The 14,964-nt window shown below is 68.9% G+C and carries 13 protein-coding genes and 1 tRNA gene; 5 read left to right on the forward strand and 9 right to left on the reverse strand.

Going from position 1 to position 14,964, the window contains the following annotated elements; all coding sequences use genetic code 11:
* Positions 1-5 precede the first annotated feature (5 nt).
* The 5 genes from MUN33_RS01305 to MUN33_RS01325 all read left to right on the forward strand — a co-directional run bounded on the left by MUN33_RS01305 (position 6) and on the right by MUN33_RS01325 (position 7,232).
* Positions 6-785 (forward strand): enoyl-CoA hydratase, encoded by a 780-nt coding sequence (locus MUN33_RS01305; protein ID WP_244803110.1) that lies wholly within the window; start codon positions 6-8, stop codon positions 783-785.
* A gap of 6 nt (positions 786-791) precedes the next feature.
* A complete protein-coding gene (locus MUN33_RS01310; protein ID WP_244803111.1) occupies positions 792-3,176 on the forward strand; it encodes an HAD-IC family P-type ATPase in 2,385 nt (794 codons plus the stop codon).
* Positions 3,177-3,212: 36 nt separating this feature from the next.
* On the forward strand, positions 3,213-4,340 hold the full coding sequence (locus MUN33_RS01315) for an LLM class flavin-dependent oxidoreductase (protein WP_244803112.1): 1,128 nt from the start codon (positions 3,213-3,215) through the stop codon (positions 4,338-4,340).
* On the forward strand, positions 4,337-5,011 hold the full coding sequence (locus tag MUN33_RS01320; protein ID WP_244803113.1) for a CE1759 family FMN reductase: 675 nt from the start codon (positions 4,337-4,339) through the stop codon (positions 5,009-5,011). The genes MUN33_RS01315 and MUN33_RS01320 overlap by 4 nt, the downstream gene beginning before the upstream one ends.
* A 91-nt stretch (positions 5,012-5,102) precedes the next feature.
* Positions 5,103-7,232 carry an MMPL family transporter gene (locus MUN33_RS01325; protein WP_244803114.1) on the forward strand — a complete coding sequence of 710 codons (2,130 nt, stop codon included), beginning with the start codon at positions 5,103-5,105 and terminating at the stop codon, positions 7,230-7,232.
* A 67-nt stretch (positions 7,233-7,299) separates the two neighbouring features.
* Here MUN33_RS01325 and MUN33_RS01330 read toward each other — a convergent pair.
* From MUN33_RS01330 to MUN33_RS01370, 9 genes are all read right to left on the reverse strand, one after another.
* A tRNA-Arg gene (locus MUN33_RS01330) sits at positions 7,300-7,372 on the reverse strand.
* 56 nt (positions 7,373-7,428) lie between these two features.
* Positions 7,429-8,631, reverse strand: a complete 1,203-nt coding sequence (locus MUN33_RS01335) for a cation:proton antiporter (protein ID WP_244803115.1) — start codon at positions 8,629-8,631, stop codon at positions 7,429-7,431.
* A 138-nt stretch (positions 8,632-8,769) separates the two neighbouring features.
* Complete coding sequence (locus MUN33_RS01340; RefSeq protein ID WP_244803116.1) at positions 8,770-10,401, reverse strand: monocarboxylic acid transporter; 1,632 nt, start codon at positions 10,399-10,401, stop codon at positions 8,770-8,772.
* 47 nt (positions 10,402-10,448) lie between these two features.
* A complete protein-coding gene (locus MUN33_RS01345) occupies positions 10,449-10,802 on the reverse strand; it encodes a DUF485 domain-containing protein (protein WP_244803117.1) in 354 nt (117 codons plus the stop codon).
* 251 nt (positions 10,803-11,053) lie between these two features.
* Positions 11,054-11,296, reverse strand: coding sequence for a mycoredoxin (locus MUN33_RS01350; RefSeq protein WP_244803118.1), 243 nt, complete (start codon positions 11,294-11,296; stop codon positions 11,054-11,056).
* Positions 11,297-11,304: 8 nt separating this feature from the next.
* The gene (locus MUN33_RS01355) at positions 11,305-11,871 is read right to left on the reverse strand and encodes a dihydrofolate reductase (protein WP_439647816.1); all 567 of its coding nucleotides are present in this window, start codon (positions 11,869-11,871) and stop codon (positions 11,305-11,307) included.
* A gap of 93 nt (positions 11,872-11,964) precedes the next feature.
* Entirely contained in the window at positions 11,965-12,777 is an 813-nt protein-coding gene (locus MUN33_RS01360; protein ID WP_244803120.1) for a thymidylate synthase, read from the reverse strand.
* Between the two features lie 43 nt (positions 12,778-12,820).
* On the reverse strand, positions 12,821-14,101 hold the full coding sequence (locus tag MUN33_RS01365; protein ID WP_244803121.1) for a phospholipase D-like domain-containing protein: 1,281 nt from the start codon (positions 14,099-14,101) through the stop codon (positions 12,821-12,823).
* A 25-nt stretch (positions 14,102-14,126) separates the two neighbouring features.
* The gene (locus MUN33_RS01370; protein ID WP_244803122.1) at positions 14,127-14,894 is read right to left on the reverse strand and encodes a 3'(2'),5'-bisphosphate nucleotidase CysQ; all 768 of its coding nucleotides are present in this window, start codon (positions 14,892-14,894) and stop codon (positions 14,127-14,129) included.
* Positions 14,895-14,964: the final 70 nt, after the last annotated feature.

Consider the following 14,964-nt stretch of genomic DNA (forward strand, 5'->3'; position numbering starts at 1 on the left):
AGGGAATGGCAGACGGACAGCAGACACCGCCCGACGCGGGGATCCGGGTGACGCGGGACGGGGTAGCGCCTGCCGTGGGCGTGGTCACGCTCACCCGTCCGGACCGGCGCAACGCGATCGACGCGGAGTTGTGTACCGCCGTCGCCGACGCCGTCGAGGCCCTCGTCGCCGACGACGACCCGGTGCGTGTCATCCTCCTCCGCGCCGAGGGCCCCGCCTTCTGCGCGGGCGCCAACCTCAAGGGAGGGGCGTACGCCACCGGTTTCTTCAGCGCCATCGAGCGGATGATCCTGGCGATCACCGAGGCGCCGGTCCCGGTGGTCGCCGACGTGCAGGGCCCCGCCGTCGGTGCGGGCTGTCAGCTCCTCCTCGCCTGCGACGTGCGGGTGATGGGGCCGAAGGCGCGTGTGTGGATACCGGCGGTGCACCACGGGTTCAGCCTGGACCGGTGGACGGTCCGTCGGACGGTGGAACTGCTGGGCGGGTCCCTGGCGCGCAACGTCCTGATCGCCGGTGCCCAGGTCGGCCAGAGCGCCGCCGTGGCCAACGGGTTCGCCGTGCTGGGCGGCCCCCCGGAGGACGCCCTGGAGCTCGCCCGCACGATGTCCCGGCAGGCCCCGATGTCCATGCAGTACTTCAAGATGGCGATGAACAACCCGGACCCCGACGAGGCCCTCGCCGCGGAGATCGACCGGCTCGGCGGCGCCTGCTGGCTCAGCGGGGACGCCGCGGAGGCGCGCCGGGCACGTGAGGAGAAACGACCGCCCGTCTTCGAGGGGAGGTAGCCGACGATGGACCGGGCCACACAGGTGCCGCTCACCGGTCTCACCGGGGCCGAGGTCTCCCGGCGGGTGGCGCAGGGGCTGACGAACACGGTCACCCGGGGTACCGGGCGCAGTGTAGGGCAGATCGTCCGGGCGAACGTGTTCACCCGGGTCAACGCGATCCTGGGCGTGATGTGCGTGATCGTCCTGTCCACCGGATCCTGGATCAACGCCGCCTTCGGGTTGCTGATCATCGCCAACTCGGCGGTCGGTGTGGTCCAGGAGCTGCGGGCCAAACGGACCCTGGCGAACCTGCGCATCGTCGGGGAGACCCGGCCGACTGTCCTGCGTGACGGGGAGCGGATCACCGTCCACCAGTCGGAGGTCGTGGTCGACGACCTCATCGTGCTGCGGTCCGGCGACGAGATCGTGGTCGACGGCACGTTGCTGCTGGTCGCGGAGTCCGGTTTCGCCGTCGACGAGTCCCAGCTCACCGGTGAGCCGGACCCGGTGACGAAGGGGATCGGGGACGAGGTGCTCTCGGGCTCCTTCGTCACCGGCGGGACGGCGGTCTTCCGTGCCGTGAAGGTGGGCGACGACGCCTACGCCGCACGTCTGGCCGCGGAGGCCAGCGAGTTCTCGCTCACCGACTCGGTGCTGATGAGCGGGATCAACAGCATCCTGCGCGTCATCACGTGGCTGCTGATCCCCACCGGTGTGCTCACGATCTGGACGCAGCTGGTGCGGTCGGGGACCGGACTGCGCGAATCCATCCTGTCGATGGCCGCGGCGATCGTCCCGATGGTCCCCGAGGGCCTCGTGCTGATGACCTCCATCGCCTTCGCCGCCGGTGTGGTGCGGTTGGGGAAGTACAAGGCGTTGGTCAACGAGCTCGTCGCGATCGAGGGGCTCGCCCGGGTCGACACGGTGTGCACCGACAAGACCGGCACCCTGACCACCAACGAGATGGGGCTGGACGGGGTCTACACCGCCGACGGGGCACCGGTGCCCGCCGAGGTGCGGGAGATGCTGGGCAGGCTGGTGGCCACCCAGGAGGACCGGAACGCCACGTCCGAGGCGATCCTCGCCGCCAGCGACGCGCCTGCGCCGCTCGACGGTACCGAGATCCCCTTCAACTCCCGGTGGAAGTACTCCGGCGTGCAGTGCGACGGGCACGCCTGGATCCTCGGCGCCCCGGACGTCCTGCTCGCCGACGGTCGCGACACGGCGGCCGCGCGCGAGACGGCGGCGGCGTTCGGTGAACGGGGCCTGCGGGTGCTGGCGTTCGGACGTGTCGACGGCACGCTGGCGGGTCCGGACGGCGGGGACGGCATGGCCGACGCCCCGTCGCTCGAGGAGCCGGTGCTCGTCACACTCGGCCAGCAGCTGCGTCCCGATGCGCGGGAGACGCTGGACTTCTTCGATGCGCAGCGGGTCGACCTCAAGATCATCTCCGGCGACAACCCGGACTCCGTGGCGGCCGTGGCCCGTGGGGCGACGGACCGCGAACTCGTCGCCGTGGACGCCCGCACCCTGGACGGGCTGCCGGAGCCGGACTTCGACGCCGAGGTCGCCCGGGCCAACGTCTTCGGGCGGGTGCGCCCCGAGCAGAAGCGGCAGATGGTGGAGTCCCTGCACCGGGCGGGCCGGACCGTCGCGATGACCGGTGACGGGGTCAACGACGTCCTCGCGCTCAAGAAGGCCGACATCGGGGTGGCCATGGGTGCCGGTGCTCCGGCGACCCGGAGCGTGGCGCAGCTCGTCCTGCTGACCAACCGCTTCTCCGCCCTGCCGAAGGTTGTGGGGGAGGGCCGCCGGGTCATCGGCAACATCGAGCGGGTCGCGAACCTCTTCCTGACCAAGACGGTCTACTCGGTGGTGCTGGCCCTGGTGGTGGCGGTCTCCGGGATCTCGTTCCCGTTCCAGCCGATCCACGTGACGATCACCGGCTGGTTCACCATCGGCATCCCCGCCTTCATCCTGGCGTTGGCGCCCAACAACGAGCGTCCACGTGACGGGTTCCTGCACCGGGTGCTGTCGTTGGCGGTGCCGTCGGGGGTGCTCATCGGCGGCATCGCCGTCACGATGTGGCTCGTGGTGTACCCCGGCGCGGACGCCCCCGGGCTCGAACGGGCCCAGGCCGGTACCGCGGTCCTGCTGGCGTTGATCGTGATGGGGCTGTGGGTGCTGGGGATCGTGGCGCGTCCTCTGGTGTGGTGGAAACTCCTGCTGCTGGCCGGGTGCGTGGCCGGGTACGTGGTGCTGTTCACCGTCCCCTTCCTGCGGGAACTCGTGCTGCTGGAGCCGGGGGACCCGTCGTTGACGACGCTCGGGTTGGCCGTCGGCGCCGGTGGCGCCGTGCTGATCGAGGTCGTGCACCGGGTGGTGCGGGCATGGGGCCGCCGAAAGTAGTTGACATGTCATCTACTTTGGGTGGATCATGGGGTCATGGACTTCGGAATCTTCACCATCGGTGACCTCACCCCCGACCCCACGACCGGACAGGTCCCCACCGAGCATGAGCGGATCTCGGCGACGGTGGAGTACGCCCGCAAGGCCGAGGAGGTCGGCCTGGACGTCTTCGCCACCGGCGAGCACCACAACCCTCCCTTCGTCGCCCCGGCCAACCCGCCCATCCTGATGGCGCACCTGGCCGCCCAGACGGAGACGATCCGGTTCTCCACCGCCACCACACTGATCACCACCAACGACCCGGTGCGCCTGGCGGAGGACTACGCCTACGCCCAGCACCTCACCGGTGGCCGGATGGACCTGATGATGGGACGCGGCAACACCGGACCGGTGTACCCCTGGTTCGGCAAGGACATCCGCAAGGGCATCCCGCTGGCGGTGGAGAACTACCACCTGCTGCGGACGCTGTGGCGCAGCCGGGACGTCTCCTGGAAGGGCGAGTTCCGCACCCCGCTGCAGAACTTCACGTCCATGCCCCGGCCGCTGGACGACACCCCGCCGTTCGTGTGGCACGGGTCGATCCGCTCCCCGGAGATCGCCGAACAGGCCGCGTACTACGGCGACGGGTTCTTCCACAACCACATCTTCTGGAACATCGAGCACACCGCCTCCATGGTGAACACCTACCGGCAACGGTTCGAGCACTACGGCCACGGCGCCGCCGACCAGGCGATCGTGGGTCTCGGCGGGCAGGTGTTCATCGGCGACACGGAGCAGAAGGCCAAGGACTTCTTCCGGCCCTACTTCGACAACGCGCCGGTCTACGGGCACGGGCCGAGCATGGAGGACTTCACCCGGATGACACCCCTGACCGTCGGGACGGTGGACCAGGTCATCGACCGCTATCTCGGGTACGCCGACGCCGTCGGCGACTACCAGCGGCAGATGTTCCTGGTCGACCACGCCGGACTGCCCCGCGAGGTGGTGCTGGAGCAGATCGAGATTCTGGGCACCGAGGTTGTGCCGGTGCTCCGGCGCGAGTTGGAGGCCCGTCGCCCCGCGCACGTCCCCAGCGGCCCGCCGACCCACGCGTCCCTCGTGGCCGCGGGAACCGACCACCCGATCCACCACATCGAACCCGCCAAGGAGAGGAGCCTGCAGTGACCGACCGCAGTACCCGTCAGCTCGTCGTGGTCAACGCGGGTCTGAGCAACCCGTCGACCACCCGTGACATCGCCACCCGGGTCGCCTACGCCGCGGAACACGGGATGGCGGCCACCGGGGAGTCCCTGGAGGTCAGCGTGCTCGACCTGCGGGCGTTGGCCGGTGACCTGGCGACGTTCATGACCACCATGATCCCGACGCCGGCCCTCGAGGACGCCCGGCTGCTGGTCGGACGCGCCGATGCGTTGGTCGCCGCGACCCCGGTGTTCCAGGGCAGTTACGCGGGGCTGTTCAAGATGTTCTTCGACACCCTCGACAAGCACGCGCTGCGTGGCACCCCGGTGACCCTGGTCGCCACCGCCGGCACGCTGCGTCATTCCATGGTGCTGGACTACGCGATGCGTCCTCTCCTGTCGTTCCTGCAGGCCACCGTGCTGCCCACCGGGGTGTTCGTCGCCACCGGGGAGTACGGGGACTCCAGCGAATCCGGGGACCTGCAGGCCCGCGTCGCCCGCGCCGGGGCGGAGCTGGCGGCCGAACTGCGGACGGAACCTGTCGTCGGGGCAGGGGTAGAAGGTGTGACCGGCATGACCGGCACGGACGGTACCGGCGTCACCGGTGACACCGCCGGTGGGTTCGAGGCGTTGCTGAGGGTGCACAGCGGAACCTGACTGCACCTCGGGCGTTTTCGTGTACCGAATTATGACGGGCGGACTCTGGCATTCTTAGGGGATCCGAGTCCCCGACCGAAGAGAGTGCACCATGCCGGACGCCCCACCCACCCGTTCCCGGTCGTTCCGGAGGCGCGTGCTCCCCGCCCTGCTCATCCTGCTGTGGCTGGGGGTCGCCGCGGTGGGCGGGCCGAAGTTCGGCGAGATCAGTGAGGTCGCCACCAACGACCAGTCCTCCTTCCTGCCGGAATCCGCTGAATCGACGAAGGTCAGTGCCCGGCTGGAGGACTTCCAGGACTCCGGGTCGGCCCCGGCGATCGTCGTGGTCACCGCCGAGGGCGGCGACACCGACGGCCGGACGCTCGACCCGGCCGTGTTGAGTGACCTGGGGGACCTGCCGGGGAAGCTCTCGGCCGCCGTCGACGGGGCGACCGGGACGTCCGGTACGGAGGCGAGCCCGCCACTGCCGTCGGAGGACGGGGAGGCGGTGCAGGTCATCGTCGTCCCGCCGGAGTCGGCCGCGCCGGCGGACGCCGTCGACGCGCTGCGGGCCGAACTCGCGTCGGCGCTCCCGGGCGGACTGCAGGCCCAGGTCACCGGCCCCGCGGGGTTCAGCGCGGACCTGTCGGAGGCGTTCGCCGGGATCGACGGTCTGCTGCTGCTGGTGGCGGTCGCCGCGGTGCTGGTGATCCTCGTGCTGGTGTACCGGTCACCGTTCCTGCCGCTGATCGTATTGCTGGGGTCGATGATCGCCCTGTGTGCCGCGGTGCTGGTCAACGTGGCGTTGGCGGGCTCCGGGGTGGTGATGATCAACGGGCAGATCCAGGGCATCCTGTTCATCCTGGTCATCGGCGCGGCCACGGACTACGGCCTGCTCTACACCGCGCGGTTCCGTGAGGAGCTCGGCCGGCACGGGACGTCTTGGGCGGCGACGGTGGCGGCGCTGCGGGGCACCTGGCAACCCGTCCTGGCGTCGGCGGCCACGGTGATCGCCGGACTGCTGTGCCTGCTGCTGTCGGACCTGGCGTCGAACGCCGGGCTGGGGCCGGTCGCGGCGGTGGGTATCGTCGCGGCGTTCCTCACCTCGCTGACGTTCCTCCCCGCGGTGCTGGCGCTGCTGGGCAGGAGGGTCTTCTGGCCGCGCGTCCCCAGTCCCGCTGAGGAATCCACCGAGGCTGCGGAAACCACCGGAACCGCGGAAGCGCCGGCGCCGGGCGGGGTCTGGGACCGTGTCGCCGACCTGGTCGCGCGTGCACCCCGACGCATCGCCGTCGGTGTGGTGCTCCTGCTCCTCGCCGGTTGTGCCGGGCTGGCCACCCTCGACGCCGACGGGGTCCCCACCAGTGACTACGTGATCGGGCAGAGCGACGCCCGCGACGGTCAGGACACCCTCGACCGGCACTTCCCGGCCGGTGCCGGAGCCCCGACGTACGTCCTCGTCCCCGAGGAGAACCGGGACGCCGTCGACACGGCGATCGCAGCACTCGACGGTGTCCAGTCAGTCGGGGACGGCGCAGGACGTGGCCCGTCGGTGGTGGACGGGCAGGCGTTGCTGGAGGTCACGCTCGCGGATTCGCCGTACTCCGATGCCGCCGAGGACACCGTCCGCGAGATCCGGGCCGAGGTCGGTGACCTCGGCGCACTGGTCGGCGGGACCACGGCCACCGAACTGGACACCAAGGAGACGTCCGTCGCCGACCGGGCGGTCATCATCCCGGTGGTGCTGCTGGTGATCACGGTGATGCTGGCGCTGCTGCTGCGCTCGGTGGTCGCACCGCTGGTCCTGTTGGCGACGACGGTGCTCAGTTTCGGGACGGCACTGGGCATCGGTGCGGCGGTCTTCGCACTCGTCGGGTCGAGTGGCTCCGACCCGTCGGTGCCGTTGTACGCCTTCGTGTTCCTGGTGGCGCTGGCGATCGACTACAACATCTTCCTGATGACCAGGGTCCGGGAGGAGTCCATGGTGCACGGGACCGCGGACGGGGTACGACGTGGACTGGTCAGTACGGGCGGGGTGATCACCAGTGCGGGCATCGTGCTGGCGGCGACGTTCGCGGCGTTGCTGGTCATTCCGATCCAGTTCCTGGTGCAGCTCGCGGTGATCATCTCGCTGGGTGTGCTGATCGACACGTTCCTGGTCCGCTCGTTCCTGGTGCCGGCGCTGACCCGGATTCTCGGGGACCGTGTCTGGTGGCCGGCACGGCAGGGGAGGACGGGGTAGCGGCGAGGGTGAATGCCGCAGGGGCCGGCCGTGACGGGTTGTCACGACCGGCCCCTGCGTTGTGTCGTGCCCCAGGCAGGATTCGAACCTGCGACACCCGCTTTAGGAGAGCGGTGCTCTATCCCCTGAGCTACTGGGGCGCACCGGAACAGTGTAGCGCGTCTGTGTCGGTGACGGGGAACGCGGTGCCCCTGTGTCAGGCGTCGCCGGTGGGGGAGCCGGGGATCGTCGTCCGCGACGGGCCGACCGCCGGGGCGAGGAGCGGGAAGACCAGGACAGTCAGGGCGCCACCGGCGACCAGCAGGGACGCCTCCTCTTGGTCCATGATCCCCGAGGACGTGGCGACGCCGGTGACCGCGACGATGATCGGCAGGCCGGTGGCCGAGTACAGGGACATCTCCAGTTTCTCGCGCCAGCCGTGCAGCTCCGAGCCGGTGTTCATCCACAGTTCGCGGAGGAAGATCGGCATACCCCTGGTGAGGAGGATGACCGGCACGACGGCGAGGACGAACCACGGCCGGTCGGCGATCACGCCGGTGTCGACGGCCATGCCGGAGGTCACGAAGAACACCGGGATGAACACGCCGTAGCCGACGGTCTCCAGTTGCTTCTCCAGCCCGGGACGGTAGGTGTCCGGCACGATCTGGTGCAGGATGATGCCGGTGGCGAAGGCGCCGAGGACGACATCGAGGTCGAAGACGGCGGCGACGGCCATGAGCACGGCGAGCATCAGGACGACCGACCGGATCACGGTCTGGTTCGTCGAACCGGCACCGTCGCGGATCGCCCACCCGATCCAGGGTGTCAGCGTCCGTACGGTCCGGGGGAGCAGCGCGACGATGAACGCGATGACGAAGAACGCGGCCAACACCGCGGCGCTGGCCCAGGTGGTCCGCGCCGACAACAGGACGGCCATGGCCACGACGGGGGCCAGTTCGCCGACAGCGCCGTGGATCATCACGCTGTTGCCGACCGGGGTCCCGCCCAGCCCGTTCTGCTTCAGCACCGGCATGAGCGTGCCCAGTGCGGTCGAGGTCAGCGCGATCCCCAGGACGACCGATACTCCGATGTCCCCGGAGGTGAGCACCATGGCGCCGCCGATGCTCAGGACGAGGCAAAGGGCCCATGTGAGCAGGGCGTGTCCACCCTGGCGAGACTTCAGCATCGACGGGTTGATCTCCATGCCGGCGAGGAGGAAGAGGAGTCCGAGCCCGAGTTCGCGCAACAGGCCGACGGCTTCGCCGTCGCTGGCGAGACCGACGCCGAACGGGCCGATCACCAGGCCCAGGATGAGCAGGAAGACGACGGCGGGAACGCGTTTGCCCGTGAGGAAGGCCAGGACCGGGGCGAGGAGTCCGGCACCGGCGATCCATGCGAAGGAGACGAGGGCGTCTGTCATGGGGTTGAGCGTACCGGTCGGTGGTCCCGGGGGTTGAAATACAGACGTCCCCTCCGCCGTGGTGGGGCGGAGGGGACGGTGCGGTGGTGACCGTGGCGGGTGGTGGTCGGTGGGGGAGTCGCTGGGTGGTGGTCGGTGTTAGTGGTCGACCGGGGCCTCGACACCGACACCAGTGAGGGAGCGGACCTCCATCTCGGCCTGCAGGGCGTCCTTGTTGTCCGGCTTGCCGAGGTAGGTGCCGACGATGCCGGCCAGGAAGCCCAGCGGGATGGAGATGATCGCCGGGTTGGTCAGGTCGATCAGGGTCCAGTCGGCGTTCGGGAACATCGCGGTCTCCGTACCGGAGACGGAGTTCGAGAAGAACAGCACGACCAAGGAGGAGACGAGTCCGACGTAGATCGAGGCGACGGCACCGGTGGTGTTGAACCGCTTCCAGTACAGGGAGTACAGGATGGTGGGCAGGTTCGCCGATGCGGCGATGCAGAAGGCCAGGGAGACCAGGAAGGCGACGTTCTGGTCCATGGCGAGGATGCCCAGGATGATCGAGGCGACGCCGATGACGACCACGGTGATCTTCGAGACCCGGACCTGTTCCGCCTCGGAGGCCTTGCCGCCGCGGATGACCGCGTCGTAGAAGTCGTGGGCGACGGAGGCCGAGGCGGTGATCGCCAGGCCGGCGACCACGGCCAGGACGGTGGCGAAGGCGACCGCGGAGATCAGTGCCATGAAGATCGATCCGCCGAGTTCCAGTGCCAGCAGCGGTGCGGCGGCGTTCGCCCCACCCGGTGCGTTCTGGATCCGGTCGACACCGACGTACGCGGCGGCGGCGTAGCCCAGGATCAGGGTCAGCAGGTAGAAGCCGCCGATCAGGACGATGGCCCAGGTCACGGACTTGCGGGCCTCACGGGCGGTCGGCACCGTGTAGAAGCGCATCAGCACGTGGGGCAGGCCGGCGACACCGAGGCACAGTGCCATGGCCAGGGAGATGAAGTCGAGCTGGCCCATGAGCGAACCGCCGTACTTCATACCGGGCTCGAGGATGCCCTCGGGGTTGGCGGTGCCGGCCTCGGCGTGCTTGTCGATGGCCATCTGCAGCAGTTCGGAGAAGTTGCCCTTCACCATCACCATGATGATGACGGCCATGATGAACACACCGGCACACAGCAGGACTGCCTTGATCATCTGGACGTAGGTGGTGCCCTTCATGCCACCGATGAGCACGTAGGCGATCATCACCACACCGACCACGGCGACCACGGCGGCCTGGGCGGGCTTCTCGTGGATGTCCAGCAGCACGGACACCAGGGAACCGGCACCGGCCATCTGGGCGATCAGGTAGAACAGCGACACGAACAGGGTCGCGAACGACGCCGCGAGGCGCACCGGGCGTTGCTTCAGGCGGAAGGACAGTACGTCCGCCATGGTGAACTTGCCGGTGTTACGCAACGGCTCGGCGACGAGCAGCATCGCGACGACCCAGGCGACGAAGAAGCCGATCGAGTAGAGGAATCCGTCGTAACCCTGGAGGGCGATCGCGCCGACGATGCCCAGGAAGGACGCCGCCGAGAGGTAGTCACCGGCGATGGCGAGGCCGTTCTGGGTGCCGGAGAAGCTGGCGCCACCGGTGTAGAAGTCCTTGGCGGAGTCCTTCTGCTGGGACTTGCTGGCCCGGGTCACGATCGCCATGGTGATGACGATGAACCCGATGAAGATGGCGATGTTGAGGATGGGGTTGCCCGCGTCTGACTGGGCAAGAAGGTGTGTCTGCATGTTTTCTCTCAGTTCGGGGTCGTCAGAAAATCCTGGACGCCCGGCGGTCACGCCTGGGCGAAGTCGCCGGTGCGCTCGAGGCGGTCACGCAGAGCGGAGGTCCGTGGCTCGATCTCTCGGTCGGCGAACTTCACGTAGGCGTAGGTGATGGCGAAGGTCGTCACGAACTGGAGCAGCCCCAGGATGACTCCGACGTTGATGTTGCCGAGGACCTTCCCCGAGAACAGGTCGGGCGTGAACATGGCGAGAACAACGTACGCCCCGAACCAGAGCAGGGCGCAGATCGTCACCGGGAAGGCGAACCCCCGTTGCTTCTTCCGAAGCTCCTGGAACTCGGGGCTTCTCTGAGCCTCGATGAACTCTTCGGGGGACGGCGTGTGCCGCAGGTCGGGTGTCGACATCGGCTCCCTTTCTTGTGAGTGATAATGGTCACAGGCGAGCTGTGGATGGGTGACAAGTTACAGAACCGGCGGAAACCTTTTCAAGGTGGAACGGGGGTTGTGCAGGGAGCGAGACGTAATACACCCCCGCAGGTCGTCCTGACATGCATCTAAGCAGGAGCCTAACGGGGGTGGGTCGTGAACCGGTGCGACGGTTGCCCGGGGACGGGAGCCGCACAAATGCTTCACAAAATATGTGCTTCTGGGGAGGCCTACCCCAGTGCGTCGAGCTTGGCCCGGACGTCGTTGGCGGGCGGGTTCGTCGCGTGGGTGCCGTCCGAGTACTTCACGGTCGGCACCACCCGGTTGCCGTCGTTGACGGACTTCACCCACTCGCCGGCGTCGGGGTTCTCCTCGACGTCGATGCGCTCGTAGGGGGTGCCGGTGGCGTCGAGGTCGGCGGTGAGGCGCTGGCAGAACGGGCACCAGGTGGTCGTGTACAGGGTGACGGACATCAGGGGGGTTACTCCTCGTGGTCGGGGGTTGTCGTGGACGTGTATTCGCAGATCCGGTAGCGCAACGGGTCCTCGCCGGTCAGGGCGGTGCCCCGGTCGGACTCCAGCCACGGGCCGTCCGACACCGTGAACGAACCGTCCTGCACCGTCGCGCGCATGTCCGGTGCGGTCACGGTGAACCGTCCGGGGGCACCGCAGGCGATCTCGGTGACCACCACGCGGTCCGCGACAGGCAGACACTGCCGGTAGATCTCGCCGCCGCCGAGGATCCAGACGGTCGGCACGTCGCCGGAGGTCCGCTCCGTCGCGACCCGGTGCGCTGCGGCGACGGCCTCCGGGATCGTGGCGCACACCGTGCCTCCGGGGGCGTCGTAGGACGCGTTCCGGGTGACCACGACGTTGTCGCGTCCCGGGAGGGGACGGAAGCGCGGGTCCAGGGCCTCCCACGAGATCCGGCCCATCACCACCGGGGCGCCCACGGTGGAGTTCTTGAAGTGTTCGAGGTCCTCGGGAAGGTACCAGGGCATGTCGGCCCCGTCACCGATGACGCAGTCGGTGGTCTGGGCCCAGATCATGGCGATCTCCACGCCGTCGGGCAGGCCGGCGGCACGCAGGTCGTCACGGGTCAGGGCAGGGGTGGTGCTGTGGTTCACGGTGTCGTCTCTCCCTCAGACCGCCACGGGGGCCTTGATGCCCGGGTGCGGATCGTAGCCCTCCACGGAAATGTCGTCGAAGGTGTAGCTGAACATGTCCGGCGCCTTGGTCAGGGACAGCGTCGGGTAGGGGCGCGGGTCCCGGCTGAGCTGTCGTTCGACCTGCTCGACATGGTTGTCGTAGATGTGGCAGTCGCCACCGGTCCAGACGAACTCGCCGACCTCCAGGCCCGCCTGCTGGGCGAACATGTGGGTCAGGATGGAGTAGCTGGCGATGTTGAACGGGACGCCGAGGAACATGTCGGCACTGCGCTGGTAGAGCTGGCAGGACAGCTTCCCGTCGGCCACGTACAGCTGGAACAACAGGTGGCACGGGGGAAGGGCCATGTTGTCCAGTTCGGAGACGTTCCACGCCGAGACGATATTGCGCCGGGAGTCCGGGTTCGCCGTCAGCGTCTCCAGCGCGGCGGCGATCTGGTCCACGTGCCTGCCGTCGGGGGTCGGCCAGCTCCGCCACTGCACGCCGTAGATCGGCCCTAGGTCGCCGTCGGCGTCGGCCCACTCGTCCCAGATACTCACGCCGTGCTCGTGGAGCCAGGCGACGTTGGAGTCGCCGCGCAGGAACCAGAGCAGTTCGCCGACCACCGACTTTAGGTGGACCTTCTTCGTGGTGAGCAGGGGGAACCCGGCCGAGAGGTCGTAGCGGATCTGCCGGCCGAACAGGCTACGGGTGCCGGTGCCGGTGCGGTCGCCCTTGGGGGTTCCGTCGGCGAGGATCTCGGCCAGCAGGTCCTCGTACGGGGTGGGGATGGGGGAGTCCGAACTCATGGCTACCAGGATAGGTTCCGGAAGGGGCCGGCCACCACCCGGGTCACAGGACCTTCCTCAGCGGCATCAGTGCCATCTCCGCGACCCGGGACAGGGGATGGTCATCGCGCCAGGACCGGGACGACGCCGAGGTCAACGTCTCGCAGTGCTCGATGTCGGCGAGGAACACCTTCTCCATCGTCGCCGCGAACTCCCGGTCGGTCACCTCCACGTTGGTCTCGTAGTTGAAGGACAGGGAGAGGCGGTCGATGTTCGCCGTGCCGACGGTGGACCATTCACCGTCGATGGTGGCGGTCTTCGCGTGGATCATCGTCGCCGCGTACAGGTGCAGGGTGACGCCGCGTTCGAGCAGTTCGGCGTAGAACCCGCGGCTGACCCAGTCGGCGATCATGTGGTTGGACTCCTTGGGCACCATCAGGCGCACGTCCACACCGCGGTCCGCCGCTCGGTACAGGGCCTGCAGGATCTGCTGGTCCGGGATGAAGTACGCGGTGGTGATCCAGATGTGGTCCCGGGCCCGTTCGATCGCGGTGAGGTACATGTTCCGCAACGGGTAGACCAGCTGCACCGGCAGGTTCGCCACCACCTGCACCCTGGAGTCCCAGCTGTCGGGGGCGGTCCACGGGATGTCCCCGTCGTCGGGCCACTTCTCGTTCCAGATCCGGGCCACCGCGTTGCGCAGCCCCCACGGCTGTGGCCCGACCTGGCGGACGTGGGTGTCCCGCCAATGCCCGGCGAACTGGGAGCCGATGTTGTACCCGCCGACGAACCCGGTGTGGTCGTCGAGCACCAGGATCTTCGAGTGGTTCACCCCGGTGTTGCGCAGCGGCGCGGTCCAGAGCCGCCGTGAGGCGAAGGGGAGCCGTGCGACGTGGACCTTGTCGGAGAAGTTGTCGTAGAACGACCGCGGCACCACCATGTTCCCGAAGCCGTCGTAGATCACGTACACCTCCACGCCGCGCTCGGCGGCGGCGTTGAGGGCACGGATGAACGCCAGCCCGTCGTCGTCGTCCTTCCACAGGTAGTTCTGCATGAGGACGATGTCCCGGGCGTCGTCGATCGCGGCGATCATGTCGTCGTAGAGCGAACGGCCGTCGGTGTAGACGGTCATTTCCGAGTCACCCACGGTGGCGGAGAAGGTGCCGGGCCGGGGAGCCTCACGTTCCCGTCGTCCCCGCCGCTGGAGGAGGTCCGCGGTGAGCGCGGGGAGTGCGGCTGCGGCCGCCAGCGCCGCGGCGCCTGCGACGGCGAGGCCACCGTAGGCGACCGGGGAGGGGGAGTCCGTCCGGTCCTTCTGACCGCCGGTGGTGCGCAGGTAGTTCATCCCGCCGATTCTACCGGCCGCGGTGTCACACGGTGGTGTAGGAACCGTGCTCCGCGGAGAACGCCGCGGCGGCCGCCAGGATGTCGTCGGCGACATCGGGCCGGCAGATCAGCAGGTCGGGAAGGTAGGTGTCCTCGTTGTTGTACACCAGGGGGGACCCGTCGAGGCGGCTGCAGTGCAGCCCGGCGGCCTGGCAGACGCCCACGGGGGCGGCGTTGTCCCACTCGTACTGCCCGCCGGCGTGGATGTAGGCGTCGTTGTCGCCGAGCAGCACGCTGATGGCCTTCGCCCCGCAGGACCCCATGGTCGTGAGCTCGGCGCCGAGGGCGTCGGCGATGTGGGGGGCCACGTCCGGCGTGCTGTTGCGGGAGATCACGAGACGTCCGGTGGGGGCGCCCAGGACGGCGCGTGACTCCGCCGAGGTGAACACCTGCCCCAGGTCGGGCATGCCGACCGCGGAGACCGTCACGGTGCCCTTCACCGCCAGCGCGATGTGCACCGCCCAGTCCTGGCGGACGCCGGCGTACTCGCGCGTCCCGTCCAGCGGGTCGATGATCCAGACCCGGTCCTGGTCGAGCCGGGACAGGTTGTCGGTGGCCTCCTCGGAGAGGACCGCGTCGTCCGGGCGGTGCAGTGCCAGACAGCGTGCGATCCAGTCCTGGGCGATGGCGTCCCCGGCCGCGCCCAGGTCCCCTCCCCGGAGCAGCCCGACGTTCCGGACCCCCTTGAGGATCTCTCCGGTGCCCTGGGCGAGGCGGCCGGCAAGGGCATCGTCGTCGATGAAACGCGTCATGGCGCCCTAGTGTAGTCGCAGTGGCGGCGCAGTTCCGTGTTCTGTCTCGGTTCCGTGCCGGTTCCGTCCC

It is taken from the genome of Corynebacterium kalidii (assembly GCF_022869005.1).
GTDB classification, from domain to species: Bacteria; Actinomycetota; Actinomycetes; order Mycobacteriales; family Mycobacteriaceae; genus Corynebacterium; species Corynebacterium kalidii.

What these genes read in the sequence shown, in the direction of transcription:
- MUN33_RS01370 (WP_244803122.1), bottom strand. Translation starts at nt 14,894, where the DNA reads ATGACGCGTTTCATCGACGACGATGCCCTTGCCGGCCGCCTCGCCCAG.
- MUN33_RS01355 (WP_439647816.1), bottom strand. Translation starts at nt 11,871, where the DNA reads ATGATCTGGGCCCAGACCACCGACTGCGTCATCGGTGACGGGGCCGAC.
- MUN33_RS01310 (WP_244803111.1), top strand. Translation starts at nt 792, where the DNA reads ATGGACCGGGCCACACAGGTGCCGCTCACCGGTCTCACCGGGGCCGAG.
- MUN33_RS01350 (WP_244803118.1), bottom strand. Translation starts at nt 11,296, where the DNA reads ATGTCCGTCACCCTGTACACGACCACCTGGTGCCCGTTCTGCCAGCGC.
- MUN33_RS01360 (WP_244803120.1), bottom strand. Translation starts at nt 12,777, where the DNA reads ATGAGTTCGGACTCCCCCATCCCCACCCCGTACGAGGACCTGCTGGCC.
- MUN33_RS01335 (WP_244803115.1), bottom strand. Translation starts at nt 8,631, where the DNA reads ATGACAGACGCCCTCGTCTCCTTCGCATGGATCGCCGGTGCCGGACTC.
- MUN33_RS01365 (WP_244803121.1), bottom strand. Translation starts at nt 14,101, where the DNA reads ATGAACTACCTGCGCACCACCGGCGGTCAGAAGGACCGGACGGACTCC.
- MUN33_RS01345 (WP_244803117.1), bottom strand. Translation starts at nt 10,802, where the DNA reads ATGTCGACACCCGACCTGCGGCACACGCCGTCCCCCGAAGAGTTCATC.
- MUN33_RS01325 (WP_244803114.1), top strand. Translation starts at nt 5,103, where the DNA reads ATGCCGGACGCCCCACCCACCCGTTCCCGGTCGTTCCGGAGGCGCGTG.
- MUN33_RS01305 (WP_244803110.1), top strand. Translation starts at nt 6, where the DNA reads ATGGCAGACGGACAGCAGACACCGCCCGACGCGGGGATCCGGGTGACG.
- MUN33_RS01315 (WP_244803112.1), top strand. Translation starts at nt 3,213, where the DNA reads ATGGACTTCGGAATCTTCACCATCGGTGACCTCACCCCCGACCCCACG.
- MUN33_RS01340 (WP_244803116.1), bottom strand. Translation starts at nt 10,401, where the DNA reads ATGCAGACACACCTTCTTGCCCAGTCAGACGCGGGCAACCCCATCCTC.